At 74.2% G+C, this 14,201-nt stretch carries 13 protein-coding genes; 6 read left to right on the top strand and 7 right to left on the bottom strand.

What is annotated here, in order from left to right:
* The first annotated feature begins 120 nt into the window (after positions 1 to 120).
* On the top strand, positions 121 to 576 hold the full coding sequence (locus ACFVU7_RS17050) for a hypothetical protein (RefSeq protein ID WP_074003709.1): 456 nt from the start codon (positions 121 to 123) through the stop codon (positions 574 to 576).
* Between the two features lie 13 nt (positions 577 to 589).
* On the opposite strand, the gene ACFVU7_RS17045 is transcribed toward ACFVU7_RS17050, so the two are convergent.
* Positions 590 to 991: an NTP pyrophosphohydrolase gene (locus ACFVU7_RS17045; RefSeq protein ID WP_117486644.1), complete on the bottom strand. Its 402-nt coding sequence runs from the start codon at positions 989 to 991 to the stop codon at positions 590 to 592.
* 142 nt (positions 992 to 1,133) lie between these two features.
* On the opposite strand from ACFVU7_RS17045, the gene ACFVU7_RS17040 reads away from it, so the two are divergent.
* Positions 1,134 to 1,913: an MBL fold metallo-hydrolase gene (locus tag ACFVU7_RS17040; RefSeq protein WP_375873666.1), complete on the top strand. Its 780-nt coding sequence runs from the start codon at positions 1,134 to 1,136 to the stop codon at positions 1,911 to 1,913.
* A gap of 31 nt (positions 1,914 to 1,944) precedes the next feature.
* Here ACFVU7_RS17040 and ACFVU7_RS17035 read toward each other — a convergent pair whose 3' ends face one another.
* The 3 genes from ACFVU7_RS17035 to ACFVU7_RS17025 are packed head-to-tail and all read right to left on the bottom strand — an operon-like array spanning position 1,945 to position 4,524.
* Positions 1,945 to 2,358, bottom strand: coding sequence for a PPOX class F420-dependent oxidoreductase (locus ACFVU7_RS17035; protein WP_117486643.1), 414 nt, complete (start codon positions 2,356 to 2,358; stop codon positions 1,945 to 1,947).
* A gap of 22 nt (positions 2,359 to 2,380) precedes the next feature.
* Positions 2,381 to 3,166, bottom strand: a complete 786-nt coding sequence (locus tag ACFVU7_RS17030) for a DUF4239 domain-containing protein (protein ID WP_388045723.1) — start codon at positions 3,164 to 3,166, stop codon at positions 2,381 to 2,383.
* Between the two features lie 17 nt (positions 3,167 to 3,183).
* On the bottom strand, positions 3,184 to 4,524 hold the full coding sequence (locus ACFVU7_RS17025) for a D-alanyl-D-alanine carboxypeptidase family protein (RefSeq protein WP_388045722.1): 1,341 nt from the start codon (positions 4,522 to 4,524) through the stop codon (positions 3,184 to 3,186).
* 233 nt (positions 4,525 to 4,757) lie between these two features.
* On the opposite strand from ACFVU7_RS17025, the gene ACFVU7_RS17020 reads away from it, so the two are divergent.
* Entirely contained in the window at positions 4,758 to 4,955 is a 198-nt protein-coding gene (locus tag ACFVU7_RS17020; protein ID WP_388045721.1) for a hypothetical protein, read from the top strand.
* 36 nt (positions 4,956 to 4,991) lie between these two features.
* Here ACFVU7_RS17020 and ACFVU7_RS17015 read toward each other — a convergent pair whose 3' ends face one another.
* Entirely contained in the window at positions 4,992 to 5,807 is an 816-nt protein-coding gene (locus ACFVU7_RS17015; protein ID WP_388045720.1) for a TetR/AcrR family transcriptional regulator, read from the bottom strand.
* 81 nt (positions 5,808 to 5,888) lie between these two features.
* Between ACFVU7_RS17015 and ACFVU7_RS17010 the strand changes: the two genes are divergently transcribed.
* The 3 genes from ACFVU7_RS17010 (at position 5,889) to ACFVU7_RS17000 (ending at position 11,646) form a co-directional block, all read left to right on the top strand.
* Positions 5,889 to 6,740: a siderophore-interacting protein gene (locus ACFVU7_RS17010; protein ID WP_388045718.1), complete on the top strand. Its 852-nt coding sequence runs from the start codon at positions 5,889 to 5,891 to the stop codon at positions 6,738 to 6,740.
* 289 nt (positions 6,741 to 7,029) lie between these two features.
* Positions 7,030 to 10,521 carry a S8 family serine peptidase gene (locus tag ACFVU7_RS17005; RefSeq protein ID WP_388045716.1) on the top strand — a complete coding sequence of 1,164 codons (3,492 nt, stop codon included), beginning with the start codon at positions 7,030 to 7,032 and terminating at the stop codon, positions 10,519 to 10,521.
* A 156-nt stretch (positions 10,522 to 10,677) separates the two neighbouring features.
* Positions 10,678 to 11,646 carry an alpha/beta fold hydrolase gene (locus ACFVU7_RS17000; RefSeq protein WP_388045714.1) on the top strand — a complete coding sequence of 323 codons (969 nt, stop codon included), beginning with the start codon at positions 10,678 to 10,680 and terminating at the stop codon, positions 11,644 to 11,646.
* 43 nt (positions 11,647 to 11,689) lie between these two features.
* Here ACFVU7_RS17000 and ACFVU7_RS16995 read toward each other — a convergent pair whose 3' ends face one another.
* Positions 11,690 to 13,147: a VWA domain-containing protein gene (locus ACFVU7_RS16995; protein WP_388045713.1), complete on the bottom strand. Its 1,458-nt coding sequence runs from the start codon at positions 13,145 to 13,147 to the stop codon at positions 11,690 to 11,692.
* Entirely contained in the window at positions 13,144 to 14,025 is an 882-nt protein-coding gene (locus tag ACFVU7_RS16990; RefSeq protein ID WP_380739452.1) for an AAA family ATPase, read from the bottom strand. Before ACFVU7_RS16990 ends, ACFVU7_RS16995 begins: the two co-directional genes overlap by 4 nt.
* Between the last annotated feature and the right edge of the window lie 176 nt (positions 14,026 to 14,201).

Below are 14,201 nucleotides of genomic sequence, written 5' to 3'. Positions count from 1 at the left end.
AGGCCGCTCCGCCGGGGCGGCGCCCCGGCGGGTGTCCCTTGTCAGTGGGGCGTCGTAGGTTTGCTCCGCACGCCGAACACCGGGCGTGCGGACCGAGGAACACCGAAGGGGGAACCAGCGATGAAGCGTACGGGGAAGCACGGCTTCGCGGCGGTGGCCGGGGCGGTGGGGGCGGTGCTCGCCCTCGCCGGGACGGCGGTGGCGCAGCCGGCCGGGAGCGGGGCCGAGGCGCCCGCCGCGGTTCCCGGCCAGCCGGGGACGGGCGAGATCCTGCCGCACCCGGGGCCGGAGGGGCTGATCTGGATACCGGACTGGATCGGCGACGGCGGCGCCGTGACGGCCTCGGTGAACCCGTCGCAGCCGTTCACGTTCACGCTCGGCTGCCGGGGCGGCGGCTCGGTGGACGTGCACATCGGCGGCGCGGCGCCGGTCGACTTCACGGTCCAGTGCCCGGTCGACTCCACCGGCGTCGGCTCGGTGGAGGTCCCCGCCCGCCCGGGCCGGGACCTGCTGTTCACCGCGCACACCTCGGACCCGTCGATCCACTGGGGCATGTACGCCACCCAGGCCGACTAGACATATCGCAGGGCTACGGCCGAACGCTGCGCGGCCCGATGGCGGTGGCACCCGACACGCCGACCCGGGCCCGCAGTTCGCGGTCGGCGGTGGCGACCAGGCAGGTGCGGGCGGGGTCTCGGGTCTTCTCGGCCCGGACCAGCTCCACGATCCGGTCGTCGCCGCTGCCGCTCGCCGCCACCACCCGTACTCCGGGCACGCCGTCCACCCCCCGGGCCGCGCCCTCGACGACCAGCACCACCTCCAACGGGCCGGGGTGCTCCGGCACGCCCCGTTCGGCGACGGCCACCAGCGCGTCCCGCAGCCGCTCGGCGGCGCCCCGCCGGTCGCGCCACCAGCCGTCCGGCACCGATCCGACCACGTTCGCGCCGTCCACCACCAGCAGCGGGAGCGGCCCGGCCTCGTTCTCGTCCATGGCCGCCAGCCTGCCACGCCGCCAGGCCGGGTTCCGCGGCGGCCGGTCGGAGCCGCGCCGCTCGGCCGAACCGGCGACGCGGGCGGCATGTCCGGTGCCGCCTGAGCGCCGGCCCCCGGCAGCTCGGGTAGGCAACGGGCCCATGGACACACGCATCGACGAGATCGCCGAACGCATCTACCGGATCTCGACCTTCGTCCCGGAGATCGCCCCGCCCGCCGGGTTCACCTTCAACCAGTTCCTGGTCGACGCCGAGGAGCCGCTGATCTTCCACACCGGGATGCGCTCGCTGTTCCCGGCGGTGTCCGAGGCGGTCGGCCGGGTGCTGCCGGTGGAGCGGCTGCGGTGGGTGACCTTCGGCCACGTCGAGGCGGACGAGTGCGGGGCGATGAACGAGTTCCTCGCCGCGGCCCCGCACGCGCGGGTCGCGCACAACACGCTCGGCTGCCTGGTCTCGCTGAACGACCTGGCCGACCGCCCGCCGGTGCCGATGGACGACGGCGAGGTGCTGGACCTCGGCGGGCGCCAGGTGCGCCGCCGGGTGCGCAACATCAACACCGCGCACGTGCCGCACGGCTGGGAGGCGCGGGTGCTGTTCGAGGAGCAGACCCGCACCCTGTTCTGCGGCGACCTGTTCACCCACCTCGGCAACGGGCCCGCCGTCACCGACGCCGACCTGGTCGAATCGGCCCTGGAATCCGAGGGGCTGTTCCGCCAGACCTCCTGCCTGACGGCCGCCGCGACCGCGCTGCGCTCCCTCGCCGAGCTGCGCCCGCGCACCCTGGCGGTGATGCACGGCTCGTCCTTCCACGGCGACGGCGCGGCCGCGCTGACCGCCCTGGCGGACGGGCTGGAGGAGCGGTTCGGGCCGGAGTCGGGGTTCGTCGGGCTGCCCAGCGCACTGGCGGGCCCGCACCCGTAGCCCGGTCCGTCGGCGCTCGGTCCGTCAGCGCTCAGTCCGTCAGCGTGATCCGGATGCCGACGGTGCCGCGCTCGCCGCGGCGCAGCCGGCTGCCGAGCAGGGTGAGCACGCCGAGCAGGCCGTACTTCTGGCGCAGCAGGGTGCGGTAGGCGGCGGTGCGCTCGGGGCCGAGGAGCTCGGCGGTGGCGGGGTACTGCTCGCCGGTCGGGCGGCCCTTGACGTCGCACGGGCCGACCAGCACGTCGGCGCGGTTGCGGATCCGCTTGACCTTCCAGGAGTCCGCGACGGTCCAGACCCCGAGCGCCTCCCCGTCGCGCACCACCCACACCGGGGTCGGCACGGCGGTGCCGTCCTTCCTGTACGTGGTGACGAGCAGGTAGCTCCCGGAGGAGAGCTGGACGATCCGGGCGAGCCGGTCCGCGGCGGAGGGGTCGGGCGTGGTCATGGCCGGAAGTCTAGGGGGCACGTCACCAGAACCTGGCCAGCGCGCTCTCCTTGAACGGTGCCGGCGAGACGCTGAGCTCCCCGGCGAAGGGCCGGTCCAGCACCAGGACGAGCAGCAGGCTGAACCCGATCAGGGCGGCCACCGAGCCGACGAACAGCATCCGCACCTTCAGGCTGCGGATGCCGTACAGCAGGGTCAGCGCGATGATCACCAGCGCGCCGCCCACGATCAGGACCTGGAGCAGTACGGGCAGTTCCTCGCGGCTGGCGTTGATCCGGTCCCGGCGCTGGCCGACCGCGTCGTTGAGGCTGCTCAGGGCCTCGGTGTAGAAGGCCTGCTCGGACTGGGACTGCGGCTCGTACGTGCGCAGCGCCTGGTAGATCGCGTCCACTTTCGAGGCCGTCACCGAGAAGTCGCCGTGGCCGGCCCGCATCAGCGGCCACTGCTTCTCGACGACGGCGTGCACGTAGCCGCGGACCGAGGCGTCGACGGCGGCCTGGACGTCGGGCGGGAAGGCGCCGGCGTCGCGGGCGATCTGGGAGACCGCCGTCGCCTCGGTGGAGACGATCTTCTGGGTGTCCTGGAGCTCGGTCCACAGGTTGACGATGACGAAGGCGAGGATGATCCCGTAGATCGCCCCGAACATGCCGAGCACCACGCCGACCATGTCGTTGTTCTCGCCTCCGACGAGGGCGGGGAAGCGCCGGGTGGTGACGAGGCTGGCGGTCACCGCGAGGACGACGAAGCCGCCGACCACCAGGAGGGCGAGCAGGGCGGTGGAGAAGTGGTTCAGCAGCCAGAGTTCCACGGGAACGCCCTGTCCTGTCAGCGGGGCCCGCGGGTCCGGGCGGTGCGGAGCAGGGTGCGGGCGCGGCGGGTGAGGCGGTGCCGGCCGTGGCCGCCGACGCCGGTGGCGCCGGTGGCGCCCCCGACGGCGGTCGCCCCGCCCCCGTCGTACGCCGGGGCGGACGCGGCGGACGCGGTGCGGCGGCGGGCGGTGACGCGGGCGGTGGCCCAGGCGGCGAGGGCGGTGGCGAGGACGGCGGCGGTCCAGACGGCGGGGGCGAGGCCCGAGCCGGAGCCGCTGGTCAGCGGCGGACGGGACCAGGGCGGCAACTGCTCGCCGGCCTCGGCCCCGCCAGCGGCGGCGGACGGCCCGGCGGGGGCGGGGGCGGCGGTGTCGTCGACCAGCTTGCCGACCGGCTGGACCTTCCCGGCGGCCGCGAAGCCCCAGTCGAGCAGGCTGGCGGCCTCGTCGTAGACCCTGCCCTGCGCGTCCGGGTGCATCACCGTCACCAGCAGGGTGCGGCCGTCGCGTTCGGCGGCGCCGGTGAAGGTGGCGCCCGCGTTGGTGGTGTAGCCGTTCTTGACGCCGATCAGGCCGGGGTACTTGCCGAGCAGCCGGTCGGTGTTGGCGATGTCGAAGCTGGTGCGCTGGCCGGTGAGCTTGTCCAGTCCGCCGGGGAAGCGCGCGGTGCGGGTGGCGCAGTAGGAGCGGAAGTCGGCGTTGCGCAGGCCGGCCCGGGCGAAGAGCGTGAGGTCGTAGGCGGAGGAGACCTGGCCGTCCATGTCGTAGCCGTCCGGGGAGACGACCTTGGTGTCGCGGGCCTGGAGCGCCCGGGCGCGCTCCTGCATCTCGGTGACGGTCTGCTGGATGCCGCCGTTCATGTGGGCGAGGACGTGGACGGCGTCGTTGCCGGAGCTGAGGAAGACGCCCCGCCAGAGGTCCTCGACCCGGTACGGCAGGTTCTCCTTGACGCCGACCAGGCTGCTGCCGGCGCCGAGGCTGGCGAGCTCGGTCGTGGTGACCTTGTGCTCGGTGGTGCGGTCGAGCTTGGGCAGCACGGTGTCCGCGAACAGCATCTTGAGGGTGCTGGCCGGGGGCAGCGGCAGGTGGGCGTCGCGGGCGGCGAGCACCTCGCCGGTGGCCGCGTCGGCGACCAGCCAGGAGCGGCCGGTCAGGTCGGACGGCAGCGCGGGCGCCCCGGCCAGCGGCGCGACCTGGACGGCCGGGCGGCCGAGCCGCTCCCCGCCGACGGCGGGGACGGAGTCCTGGGCGAGGGAGACCGGGGCGGTGACGGCGAGGACCAGGACGGCGCAGGCGGCGGCTCCGGCCGCGGTCACGGCGGCGGAGGGCGACTTCAGGGGTGTGCGGGTGGGGAACACACGGCGAACGTACCCGCGCCGCCGCCGGGCCGCCGGGCCTGCTGCTCCGTCCGGAGCCGGGCTGAGCCGTCCGGAGCCGTCCGGAGTCGGGCTGAGCCGTCCGGAGTCGGGCCGGGCGGTGAGGAACCGTCCGGAGCCGGGTCGGAGCCGCGCGGAAGGGACGACTTTGGTGGCGTCGGCCCGCACCGAAAGTCGGATGTCCGGCGGAGGGCCGGATTCCTAGGCTCGGGAGCATGAAGACCCTGCTCGGCTACCTCGGCTCCGTGTTGATCGTCGGCGGCGCCTCCGGCCTGCTGTCCACCTGGATCGAGGGCTTCCGGCTGTTCGGCTTCGTCCGGGTCCTGGTGCCGGCCAGCCACGAGATCGCCGGGTACTCCACCCTGGTGGTGCTGGGTGTCCTGCTGGCGCTCCCCGCGGCCCGGCACGGTTAGGGGATGCGCGGCACGGCTGGAACGCGCCCGGCACGGTCAGCGCACGCCCTGATCGTCTGAGGGCGCCCCCGCCGCGATGCCGTCGAGCAGGACGGCGAGCCCGGCGCGGAAGGCCTCCCGGTGTCCGTCTTCGGGGGCGCCGCCGCCGGTGCTCTGCAGGGCGACGAGCAGGGGGAAGCGTTCCGCGAAGTCCGGTGCCAGCTCGGCGAGTCGGGCGGAGCGGGTGGCCCACCAGTCCTCGTCGGCGATCCCGGTGGCGGCGGCCGCGCCGCGCGCGTCGGCGGTGGTGGCGGCCAGGCCGCGGACGAACTGCCAGAGCGCGGCGACCGCCCCGCGCAGCCGCGCCGGCGCCAGGCCGGCCGGCCGCAGTGCGCGCAACAGCGCCTCCATCGCGGCGAGTTCGGCGGGGCCGAGGACCGGGCGGGCCTGCGAGACCTGGAGCACCCAGGGGTGGCGCAGGTAGCAGGCGTACAGGGCCTCGGCCCAGGCGGTGACGGCTTCCCGCCAGGTGCCGGCCACCGGGAGTCCGCCGGGGAATTCGGCGGGAACTCCCGAGGGGGGTTCGGTGGCGAGTTCGGCGAGCGCCCGGTCGTGCATCAGGTCGAGCAGTTCGGCCTTGCCGGGCACATAGGTGTAGAGCGCCATCGCGGTGCGGCCGAGCCGTTCGCCCACGGCGCGCATCGACAGCGCGGCCATGCCCTCGGCGTCGGCCACCGCGATTCCGGCGGACACGATCGCGTCGACGCTCAGACCCGGCTTGGGGCCGCTGCGCCCGGCGCGCGGCTCCTCGGGCGCGCCCCAGAGCAGGGCGAGCGCGCGGTGGGCGTCGCCCTGTCCGGCGTAGACGGTCATCCGACATCTCCTTATGGCGTAAAGTATCGATCCGACGGCAACTCTTTATGCCGTAAGGTTACCAACCGAAGGGGTTTCGCGATGACATTGCCCGTCACCTTCGTCGAGGTCGTCGAGGTCCGCCGGATCACACCGCGCACCGCCCGGATCACCTTCGCCGCCGAGGAACTCCCCGACGCCGTCGGGACCGCCCCGGACCAGCAGCTGAAGCTCTGCTTCCCGCGCCCCGGGCAGCGCGAGCCGGTGCTGCCCGTCCGGCAGGACGACCCGATGGGCTGGTACCAGGCCTACCTGGCGATCCCGGAGGCCGAGCGCCCGCTGCTGCGCAGCTTCACCCTGCGCGGCCGGCGGCCCGGCACCCGGCTGGTCGAGATCGACTTCGTGCTGCACGGGGACTCCGGCCCGGCCGCCGCCTGGGCGGAGCGGGCCGCGCCGGGGGACCGGCTCGGGATGGTCGGCCCCTCCGCGCTGTACGCCCCGCGGGTCCCCTTCGTCGAGGCCGCCACGGAGGCCGACTGGGTGCTGCTGGCGGGCGACGAGACCGCGCTGCCGGCGCTCGCGACGCTGCTCGGGGTGTTGCCCGAGGGGGTCCGGGCGTACGTGTGGATCGAGGTCGCCGACCAGGCGGAACGCCAGGAGCTGGAGAGCCGCGCCGAGCTGGAGGTGGAGTGGCTGTACCGCGACGGCGCGGCCCCGGGCACCGTGCTGACCGAGGCGTTCCGGGACGGCGTGCTGCCCGGGGGTGAGCCCTTCGTCTGGCTGGCCGGGGAGGCGGGGGCGGTCCGGGAGGTCCGCCGGCTCCTGATCGAGGAGCAGGGGGTGCCGAAGGAGGACATCGACTTCACCGGCTACTGGCGCCACCGGCTGACCCAGGACGACGCGCCCACCGCCGACGACCTGGCGGACGCTCAGGAGCGCCTGGCCGGCACCTGAGACCGGGCCGGGCGTCCCGCCGCGGCTCCCGCCGCGGGACGTCCGGGCGCCGTGGCGGCCGTTTCGTCGGGCGGCGGCGTGGGAAGGGAGTCCGCCGGGGCTCTCCCGTGCCGGCCGTCCGGATCCGGCAAGGGCCGATCGGCTGAAAGATGCGGATTCGACCCGATTTCCTCTCCGAATTTTACTGATTGATGGTCAACTTTACTTTCTGATGGGGATTTACCCCCTTGTCGTGATCCTCTCAGGTGCGTTGGAATGCGTCAGCTGTCCATCTGACGAGAGGATTTATATGATCGGCTGGCGGAAAACCCAGCTAGCGGCCGCCGTCACGGTGACCGCCGCGTCCATGGTCCTGAGCCTCGGGACCATCGCGACCGCGGCCCCGGCCCCCGAACCGCAGAACGCCCAGGCGGCGTCCACGGACGGGTCCCCGGTGCCGGTGATCGTCATCATGAAGGACCAGATCGCGGACGCCCCGGCCGACCACGGCCACCTCGGCGCCCGGCAGCAGAAGACCGCCGACGCACAGGCGCCGCTGCTGAACAAGGTCAAGGCCGGCGGCGGCACCGATATCAAGAGCTTCGTGGTCGGCAACGCCTTCTCGGCCACGGTCAGCCCAGCCCTGCGGGCCCAGCTCCAGGCCGACCCGGCCGTCTCCTCCGTGGTGGCGGACGCCCAGGTCCAGGTCGCCCCGCCGGCCGCCGCCAAGGCGAAGGCGGCCAAGGACACCGCCGCCGCCAAGGCGCCCAAGGCCGACGCCGCTCCGCAGGCCGTTTCGGGCAGTAACGGCCAGGGGGCGGAGGAGAACGCGACCAACACGGTCTGCCCCGCCGACCCGGCCAAGCCGCTGTTGGAGCCCGAGGGCCTCTACTCGACCCGGGCCGTCACCGGCAACGGCAAGCCCGGCGTTGAGGACCTCGCCACCGGCAAGGGCGTCAAGGTCGCCTACATCGCGGACGGCCTCGACCCGAACAACCCGGACTTCATCCGGGCCGACGGCTCGCACGCCGTGGTCGACTACCAGGACTTCGCGGGCGACGGCTGGGACGCGCCGACCGGCGCGGCCGAGGCCTTCGGCGACGCCTCGGCGGTCATCGCCCAGGGCCGCCAGGTCTACGACGTCTCCAAGTTCGTCAACTCCTCGCACCCGCTGCCGGCCGGCTGCAACATCCGCATCCGCGGCCTCGCCCCGGACGCCGACCTGGTCGCGCTGAAGGCCGGCGGCGAGATGATGTCCAACTCGTCGATCCTCCAGTCGATCGACTACGCGGTGCGGGTCGCCCACGTGGACGTGCTGAACGAGTCCTTCGGCGGCAACGTCACCCCGGACAGCGGCGCGCACGACACCATCTCGCTCTTCAACGAGCAGGCCGTCAAGGCCGGTGTCACCGTCGCGGTCTCCACCGGTGACGCCGGCCTCAGCGGCACGATCGGCACCCCGGCCACCGACCCGTCCGTGATCGCGGTCGGCGCCTCGACGGACAACCAGAACTACCAGCAGACCGGTTACGCGGCCTCCCAGTTCTCCAACAAGACCTGGAGCAACAGCCGCATCTCCGCGCTCTCCTCGGGCGGCTTCACCCAGGCCGGCCGGACCGTCGACCTGGTCGCGCCGGGCGAGTCGGACTGGGCGCTGTGCACGCCCGACACCAGCAAGTACACGGACTGCACGGGCTACAACGGGCAGCCCTCGCCGATCCAGCCGTTCGGCGGCACCAGCCAGTCGGCCCCGTTCGTCACCGGCGCCGCGGCCCTGGTCATCCAGGCCTACCGCGACACCCACGGCGGCGACTCGCCCGCCCCGGCGCTGGTGAAGAAGTTCCTCACCGGCACCGCCACCGACCTCGGCGTGCCGGCCGAGGAGCAGGGCGCCGGCCTGCTGAACGTCCGCGCCGCCGTCGAGGCCGCCCGCGGCTACGACGACGGGGACGGCACCGACGGTGCGAAGACCGTCGTGGTCAACACCGGCCAGGTCGACATCGCCGGCGCCCCCGGCTCGACCCACACCGCCGACGTGTCCGTCACCAACACCAGTGACAGCACCCAGACGGTGAGCGCCACGACGCGCGGCTTCGCGCCGCAGTCGAGCAACCGGCAGACCGTCCAGCTGGACCCGTCCTCGAAGGACACCTTCAAGTACGCGACCAACGGCGCGGACTGGGTGCAGAAGCAGGTCAAGTTCACCGTCCCGGCCGGCGCCGACCGCCTCGCGGCCTCGATCGCCTGGCAGGGCGCGCCCAACCCGGTCACCAACGGGCCGGTGGTCCGGATGACGCTGCTCGACCCCTCGGGCCGCTTCGAGACCAACACCCGTCCGCAGGGCGGCGCCACCCCGGCGAACTTCGGCCTGGTGGACGTCCCGCACCCGGTGGCCGGCGAGTGGACCGCCGTCCTCTACACCCCGGCCGGCCAGGCCGGCTACAACGGCGCCGTCGAGCTCGGCACCGCCACCCAGCGCGCGGTGCCGGCCGGCGCCGTGAGCCCCGGCACCACCGACCTGAAGCCGGGCCAGACCAAGACCCTCAAGGTCCAGCTCACCACCCCGGCCACCAGCGGCGACTCCAGCGAGGCCGTCCTGGTCTCCGGCTCCAACGGCAACACCACCAGCGTCCCGGTCGTGCTGCGCAGCCTCGTCCCGGTCAACCAGGGCAAGGGCACCTTCACCGGCACCATCACCGGCGGCAACGGCCGCAGCGCCTCGCCGACGCAGAGCTTCTCGTACGCCTTCGACGTCCCGAAGGGCCAGAAGGACCTGCGGGTCGGCCTGACCGTCGGCAAGGACCCGAAGCTGCTCATGCAGGGCGCGCTGATCAGCCCGAACGGCACCCCGGTCGACATCGAGGGCAACGGGCAGTTCGACGCCCAGGGCAACCTGGCGGGCACCGGCAACGGCGTCTCGGCCACCGCCGTCAACCCGGCCGCCGGCCGCTGGCGGTTCGTCCTGAACGTGCTCGGCCCGGTCAGCGGCCAGGAGCTCGCCCAGGACTTCACCGGCACCATCGCGTTCAACCAGAACCAGGCCACCGCGGCCGGTCTGCCGAACGACGCCCGCACGAAGCTGGCGGTCGGCAAGCCGGTCACCGTCCAGGTGAACTACACCAACAACACCGTCGCGACCCAGCGGATCGCGGCCGACGGCCGGCTGGACCGCCGGGTGGACCTGCCGCTGGTGCCGCAGGGCACCTCGGCGACCGTCACCCTGCCGCTGAGCCTCAGCTCCGCGGTGCCGTCCTTCCTGGTGCCGCCGGGCACCGACCGGCTCAAGGCCGTGGCGGCGTCCTCGACGCCGGCGCAGATCGAGCTGAGCGCGACCACCGGCTCGCCGGACCTGTTCGGCGACCTGAAGAAGGCCCAGGACGGCTCCACCGTCTCGGTCGTCACCGACAACGGCACCGCCGAGCAGCCGGTCGTCCCCGGCACCTGGAGCACCTTCGTCCAGCAGATCGGCCCGTTCGGCACCGGCGGCGCGCCGGCCGGCACCTCCACCATCACGGCCACCGCGCACACCCAGGCCTTCGACCCGGCGCTGACCTCCAGCACCGGTGACCCGTACGCCGCCTCGGTGAACGCCTCGGCCGCGGCCGCCACCCCGGTGACCGTCGCCCCCGGCGCCACCGGCACGCTCCAGGTGACGCTGACCCCGACCGGCCCGAAGGGCAGCACCGTCAAGGGCGTGCTGTACCTGGTGTCCGGCCCGACCGGCGTGGCCACCGCCAACAACGCCCTGAACACCACCGGTTCGGTGCTCGCGGCGATCCCGTACAGCTACACCGTGAACTGACGCCACGTCAGCCGACGTCAGGCCGAGGCCGTCCCGGGGTTCCGGGGCGGCCTCGGCCGCGTTCGGCGGCCGGGGTTCCGGGGGCGGCCGACTGGGCAGGGTCGGGAGTGAACGGATGTTGTCACCGGATGTTGTCACCGGATGGGGAGTTGCGAGTTGAACGACGCGATCAAGCACGGCGAGGTCGTGGTGAACGGTGTGCGGCTGCACTACGCGGAGCAGGGCGAGGGGCCGCTGGTCCTGCTGCTGCACGGCTTCCCGGAGAGCTGGTACTCCTGGCGCCACCAGTTCGCGCCGCTCGCCGAGGCCGGCTTCCGGGTCGTCGCGCCGGACCAGCGCGGGTACGCCCGCAGCGAGCAGCCCGAGCGGATCGACGCCTACACCCTGCTGCACCTGGTCGGCGACGTGACGGCGCTGATCGCCGCGCTCGGCGAGGAGAAGGCCGTCGTGGTCGGGCACGACTGGGGCGCGCCGGTGGCCTGGGCCGCCGCGGCGCTGCGGCCGGACCTGGTGCGCGGAGTGGCCGGGCTGAGCGTGCCGCCGCTGCCGGCCGGGCCCGGCACCCTGTCCGCGGCCCGGGAGAACTTCGGTGAGGGCTTCTACCAGATCTACTTCCAGGAGCCGGGCCGGGCCGACGCCGAGCTGGCGGCCGACGTCAAGTCCAGCCTGCGCCGCATCCTCTGCGGCATCCAGCCCGACGGCGAGCCGCGACCGTGGATCGTCCCCGAGGGAAAGAAGCTGCTGGACACCGTCCCGGAGCCGGAGAGCCTGCCGGACTGGCTCACCGACGAGGACCTCGACGTGTTCGCCGCCGACTACGCCCGGCACGGCGAGCACGCCTTCACCGGGGGCCTCAACTGGTACCGCAACATCGACCGGAACAGCGAGCTGATGACGGCGTTCGTCGGCCAGCGGATCGACGTGCCCGCGCTGTTCGTGGTCGGCGAGCGGGACCTGGTGAACGCGATGATCGCGCCGGAGGCGGTCCAGTACCTGCTGACGCACCTGACGCCCCGGCTGCACCGGCACGTCCGGCTGCCGGACACCGGCCACTGGACGCAGCAGGAGCGCCCGGCCGAGGTCACCGAGGCGCTGCTGGACTTCCTGGCGCACCTGGACAAGTAGCCGGCCGGGGCACCGGGCGCGGCCTCGGGGGCCGCGCCCGGTGTCAGACCGGTAGCAGGCGGGCGATCAGCTCGCCGAGGCGGCGGGCGTTGCGGCAGGAGTGCATCTCCACCACGCCCGCGTAGACGAGGGCGGCGGAGTCGCCGGTCGGCCAGAGCGAGGGCTGCTCGGGGTTGAGCCAGAACACCCGGCGGGCCCGGGCGGCGATCCGGCGCAGCGCGTCCGGGTTGGGGTCGCGGTGGTTGTTCCTGGCGTCGCCGAGGACCAGCACGCAGGTGCGCGGGCCGACGGCGTCCAGGTGCCGTTCGGCGAACTCCCCGAGTGCGGAGCCGTAGTCGCTGTTGCCGTGGTAGCCCGTGACCTCGGCCTCGGCGAGGATCCGGGCGGCCAGGCGTGCCGGGTCGTCGCCGCCGCGCAGTAGGCCGGTCACCTCGGCGGTGCGGTTGACGAAGGCGAACACCCGGATCTTGCTGAACTGTTCGCCCATCGCCTGCACCAGCAGCATGGTGAAGTCGGCGAAGCCCGCCACCGAGCCGGAGACGTCGCACAGCAGTACCAGCTCCGGGCGGGCCGGACGGCGCCGCCGGTACGCGGGGCGCAGCGGCACCCCGCCGGTGCCCAGCGAGCGGCGCAGGGTGCGGCGCAGGTCGATCTCGCCGCGGGCGGCGCGCCGGCGCCGGGTGGCCAGCCGGGTGGCCAGCTTGCGGGCCAACGGGTGGACGGTGCGGCGCAGTTCGGCGAGCTGGTCGCGGCCGGCGTAGAGGAAGTCGACCCGGTCGGCGGTGGGGGCGACGGCGCGTTCGGCGATCCGCTCGGGGCCGCGCAGCTCGGAGACCCGGCGGCGGGCCTCGCCGGCGGCCATCGCGCGGAAGTCCCGGATGCGGCGGCGGATCTCGTCGGCGAGCACCCGGTCGGAGAGGTCCCGGTCGGCGGGGCCCTGGTCGCCGGGCCGCTCGCGCAGGGCGGCGAGGACGCGGGCGAGCAGCGTCTCGGGGGCGAGCCGGCCGAGCGCCTGCTGGGCGGACCAGCCGCCGGAGCCGGGGGAGCCCCCGCTGCCGGGGGAGCCTCCGGCGCCGTACCGGCCGAAGGCCTCGATCAGCTCGCCGGCCAGCCGGGCCTGGGCGGCGTGGTCGTCGGCGGCCAGCGCGGCGGCGAGGCGCTCGCGCAGCTGCTCGCGCAGCGGGTCGGGGCGGCCGAAGCGCGGCGGCTCGGGGTCGTCGGGGACGGGCGGCGGGTCGGCCCGGACGGCCTCCGGGGTGCCGACGCCGAGCGGGAAGAACAGGTCGAAGGCGGCGTCGTAGACGGTCCGTTGGGCCTCCGAGCGGAGCAGGGCGGCGGCCAGGCCGGCCCGCATCTGCTCGCGGTCGGCGAAGCCGAGGACGTCCAGGACGGCGGCGGCGTCCACCGTCTCGGCCGGGCCGATCCGCAGGCCGTGCCCGCGCAGGGCACGGACCAGGCCGGTGAGGCGGGCGGCGGTGTCGGCCTCCCGGGGCGTCGTCATGCGAGGGTGAGCTTCTGGGCGGCCTTGCGGACGTCGTCCTGGTGCTTGAGGATCACCCCGAGGGTGTCCCGGACGACCGTCTCGTCCAGGGTGGCGGCGCCGAGCGCCAGCAGGGTGCGGGCCCAGTCGATGGTCTCGGCGACGGACGGGGCCTTGCGCAGCTCCATCGCGCGCAGCGCGCCGACCACCCGGACCAGCGACTCGGCCAGCGTCTCGTCCAGTCCGGGCACCTTGAGCCGGACGATGCGGCGCTCCAACTCGGCCTCGGGGTAGTCGAGGTGGAGGAAGAGGCAGCGGCGGCGCAGAGCCTCGGAGAGCTCGCGGGTGGCGTTCGAGGTGAGCAGCACGAAGGGGCGGCGCTCGGCGGTGATGGTGCCCAGCTCGGGGACGGTGACCTGGAAGTCGCTGAGCACCTCCAGCAGCAGCGCCTCCACCTCGACGTCGGCCTTGTCCATCTCGTCGATCAGCAGCACGGTCGGCTCCTCGCCGCGGATCGCGGTGAGCAGCGGGCGGGCGAGCAGGAACTCCTCGCCGAAGATGTCGGTGCGGGCCTCCTGCCAGCCCTCGTCGCGGCCGGCGGTGATCCGCAGCAGCTGCTTGGCGTGGTTCCACTCGTAGAGCGCGCGGGCCTCGTCGATGCCCTCGTAGCACTGGAGCCGGACCAGCCGGGCGCGGCCGATCGCGGCCACCGCCTTGGCGAGTTCGGTCTTGCCGACCCCGGCCGGGCCCTCGACCAGCAGCGGCTTGCCGAGCCGGTCGGCGAGGAAGACGGTGGTGGCCACGGACGTGGAGGCCAGGTAGCCGGTGGCGGCCAACTGCTCGGCGGCGTCCGCCACCGAGGTGAAGAAGCCCGTGCCGTGCCCGCCGTCGTCGCTCATCCGCCTGCCCCGTTCCGGTTCGCCGTCTCCGTGCGGCGCCACCCTACCGGCCGGTCACTTCGCTGTCTCGGGGGCGGGCGTCCGGGGTCGGGGGCAGGCGTTCCGGTCCGGGGACGGGTCCGGCGCAGCGGCGTACGGCCCGGTGAGGGTGCCGTACGCCGCCGTCGTCAGGACGG

Origin of the sequence: Kitasatospora sp. NPDC058046 (assembly GCF_042885595.1) — a bacterium.
GTDB lineage: Bacteria > Actinomycetota > Actinomycetes > Streptomycetales > Streptomycetaceae > Kitasatospora.
The sequence above is the reverse complement of the archived record's forward strand: the minus strand, read 5'-3'. Positions and strand labels throughout refer to the sequence as shown.

Bases quoted from the DNA above. Each gene is read 5' to 3' on its own strand.
- ACFVU7_RS17015 (WP_388045720.1), bottom strand. From the start codon at position 5,807: ATGACCGTCTACGCCGGACAGGGCGACGCCCACCGCGCGCTCGCCCTG.
- ACFVU7_RS16990 (WP_380739452.1), bottom strand. From the start codon at position 14,025: ATGAGCGACGACGGCGGGCACGGCACGGGCTTCTTCACCTCGGTGGCG.
- ACFVU7_RS17050 (WP_074003709.1), top strand. From the start codon at position 121: ATGAAGCGTACGGGGAAGCACGGCTTCGCGGCGGTGGCCGGGGCGGTG.
- ACFVU7_RS17010 (WP_388045718.1), top strand. From the start codon at position 5,889: ATGACATTGCCCGTCACCTTCGTCGAGGTCGTCGAGGTCCGCCGGATC.
- ACFVU7_RS17020 (WP_388045721.1), top strand. From the start codon at position 4,758: ATGAAGACCCTGCTCGGCTACCTCGGCTCCGTGTTGATCGTCGGCGGC.
- ACFVU7_RS16995 (WP_388045713.1), bottom strand. From the start codon at position 13,147: ATGACGACGCCCCGGGAGGCCGACACCGCCGCCCGCCTCACCGGCCTG.
- ACFVU7_RS17040 (WP_375873666.1), top strand. From the start codon at position 1,134: ATGGACACACGCATCGACGAGATCGCCGAACGCATCTACCGGATCTCG.
- ACFVU7_RS17005 (WP_388045716.1), top strand. From the start codon at position 7,030: ATGATCGGCTGGCGGAAAACCCAGCTAGCGGCCGCCGTCACGGTGACC.
- ACFVU7_RS17045 (WP_117486644.1), bottom strand. From the start codon at position 991: ATGGACGAGAACGAGGCCGGGCCGCTCCCGCTGCTGGTGGTGGACGGC.
- ACFVU7_RS17035 (WP_117486643.1), bottom strand. From the start codon at position 2,358: ATGACCACGCCCGACCCCTCCGCCGCGGACCGGCTCGCCCGGATCGTC.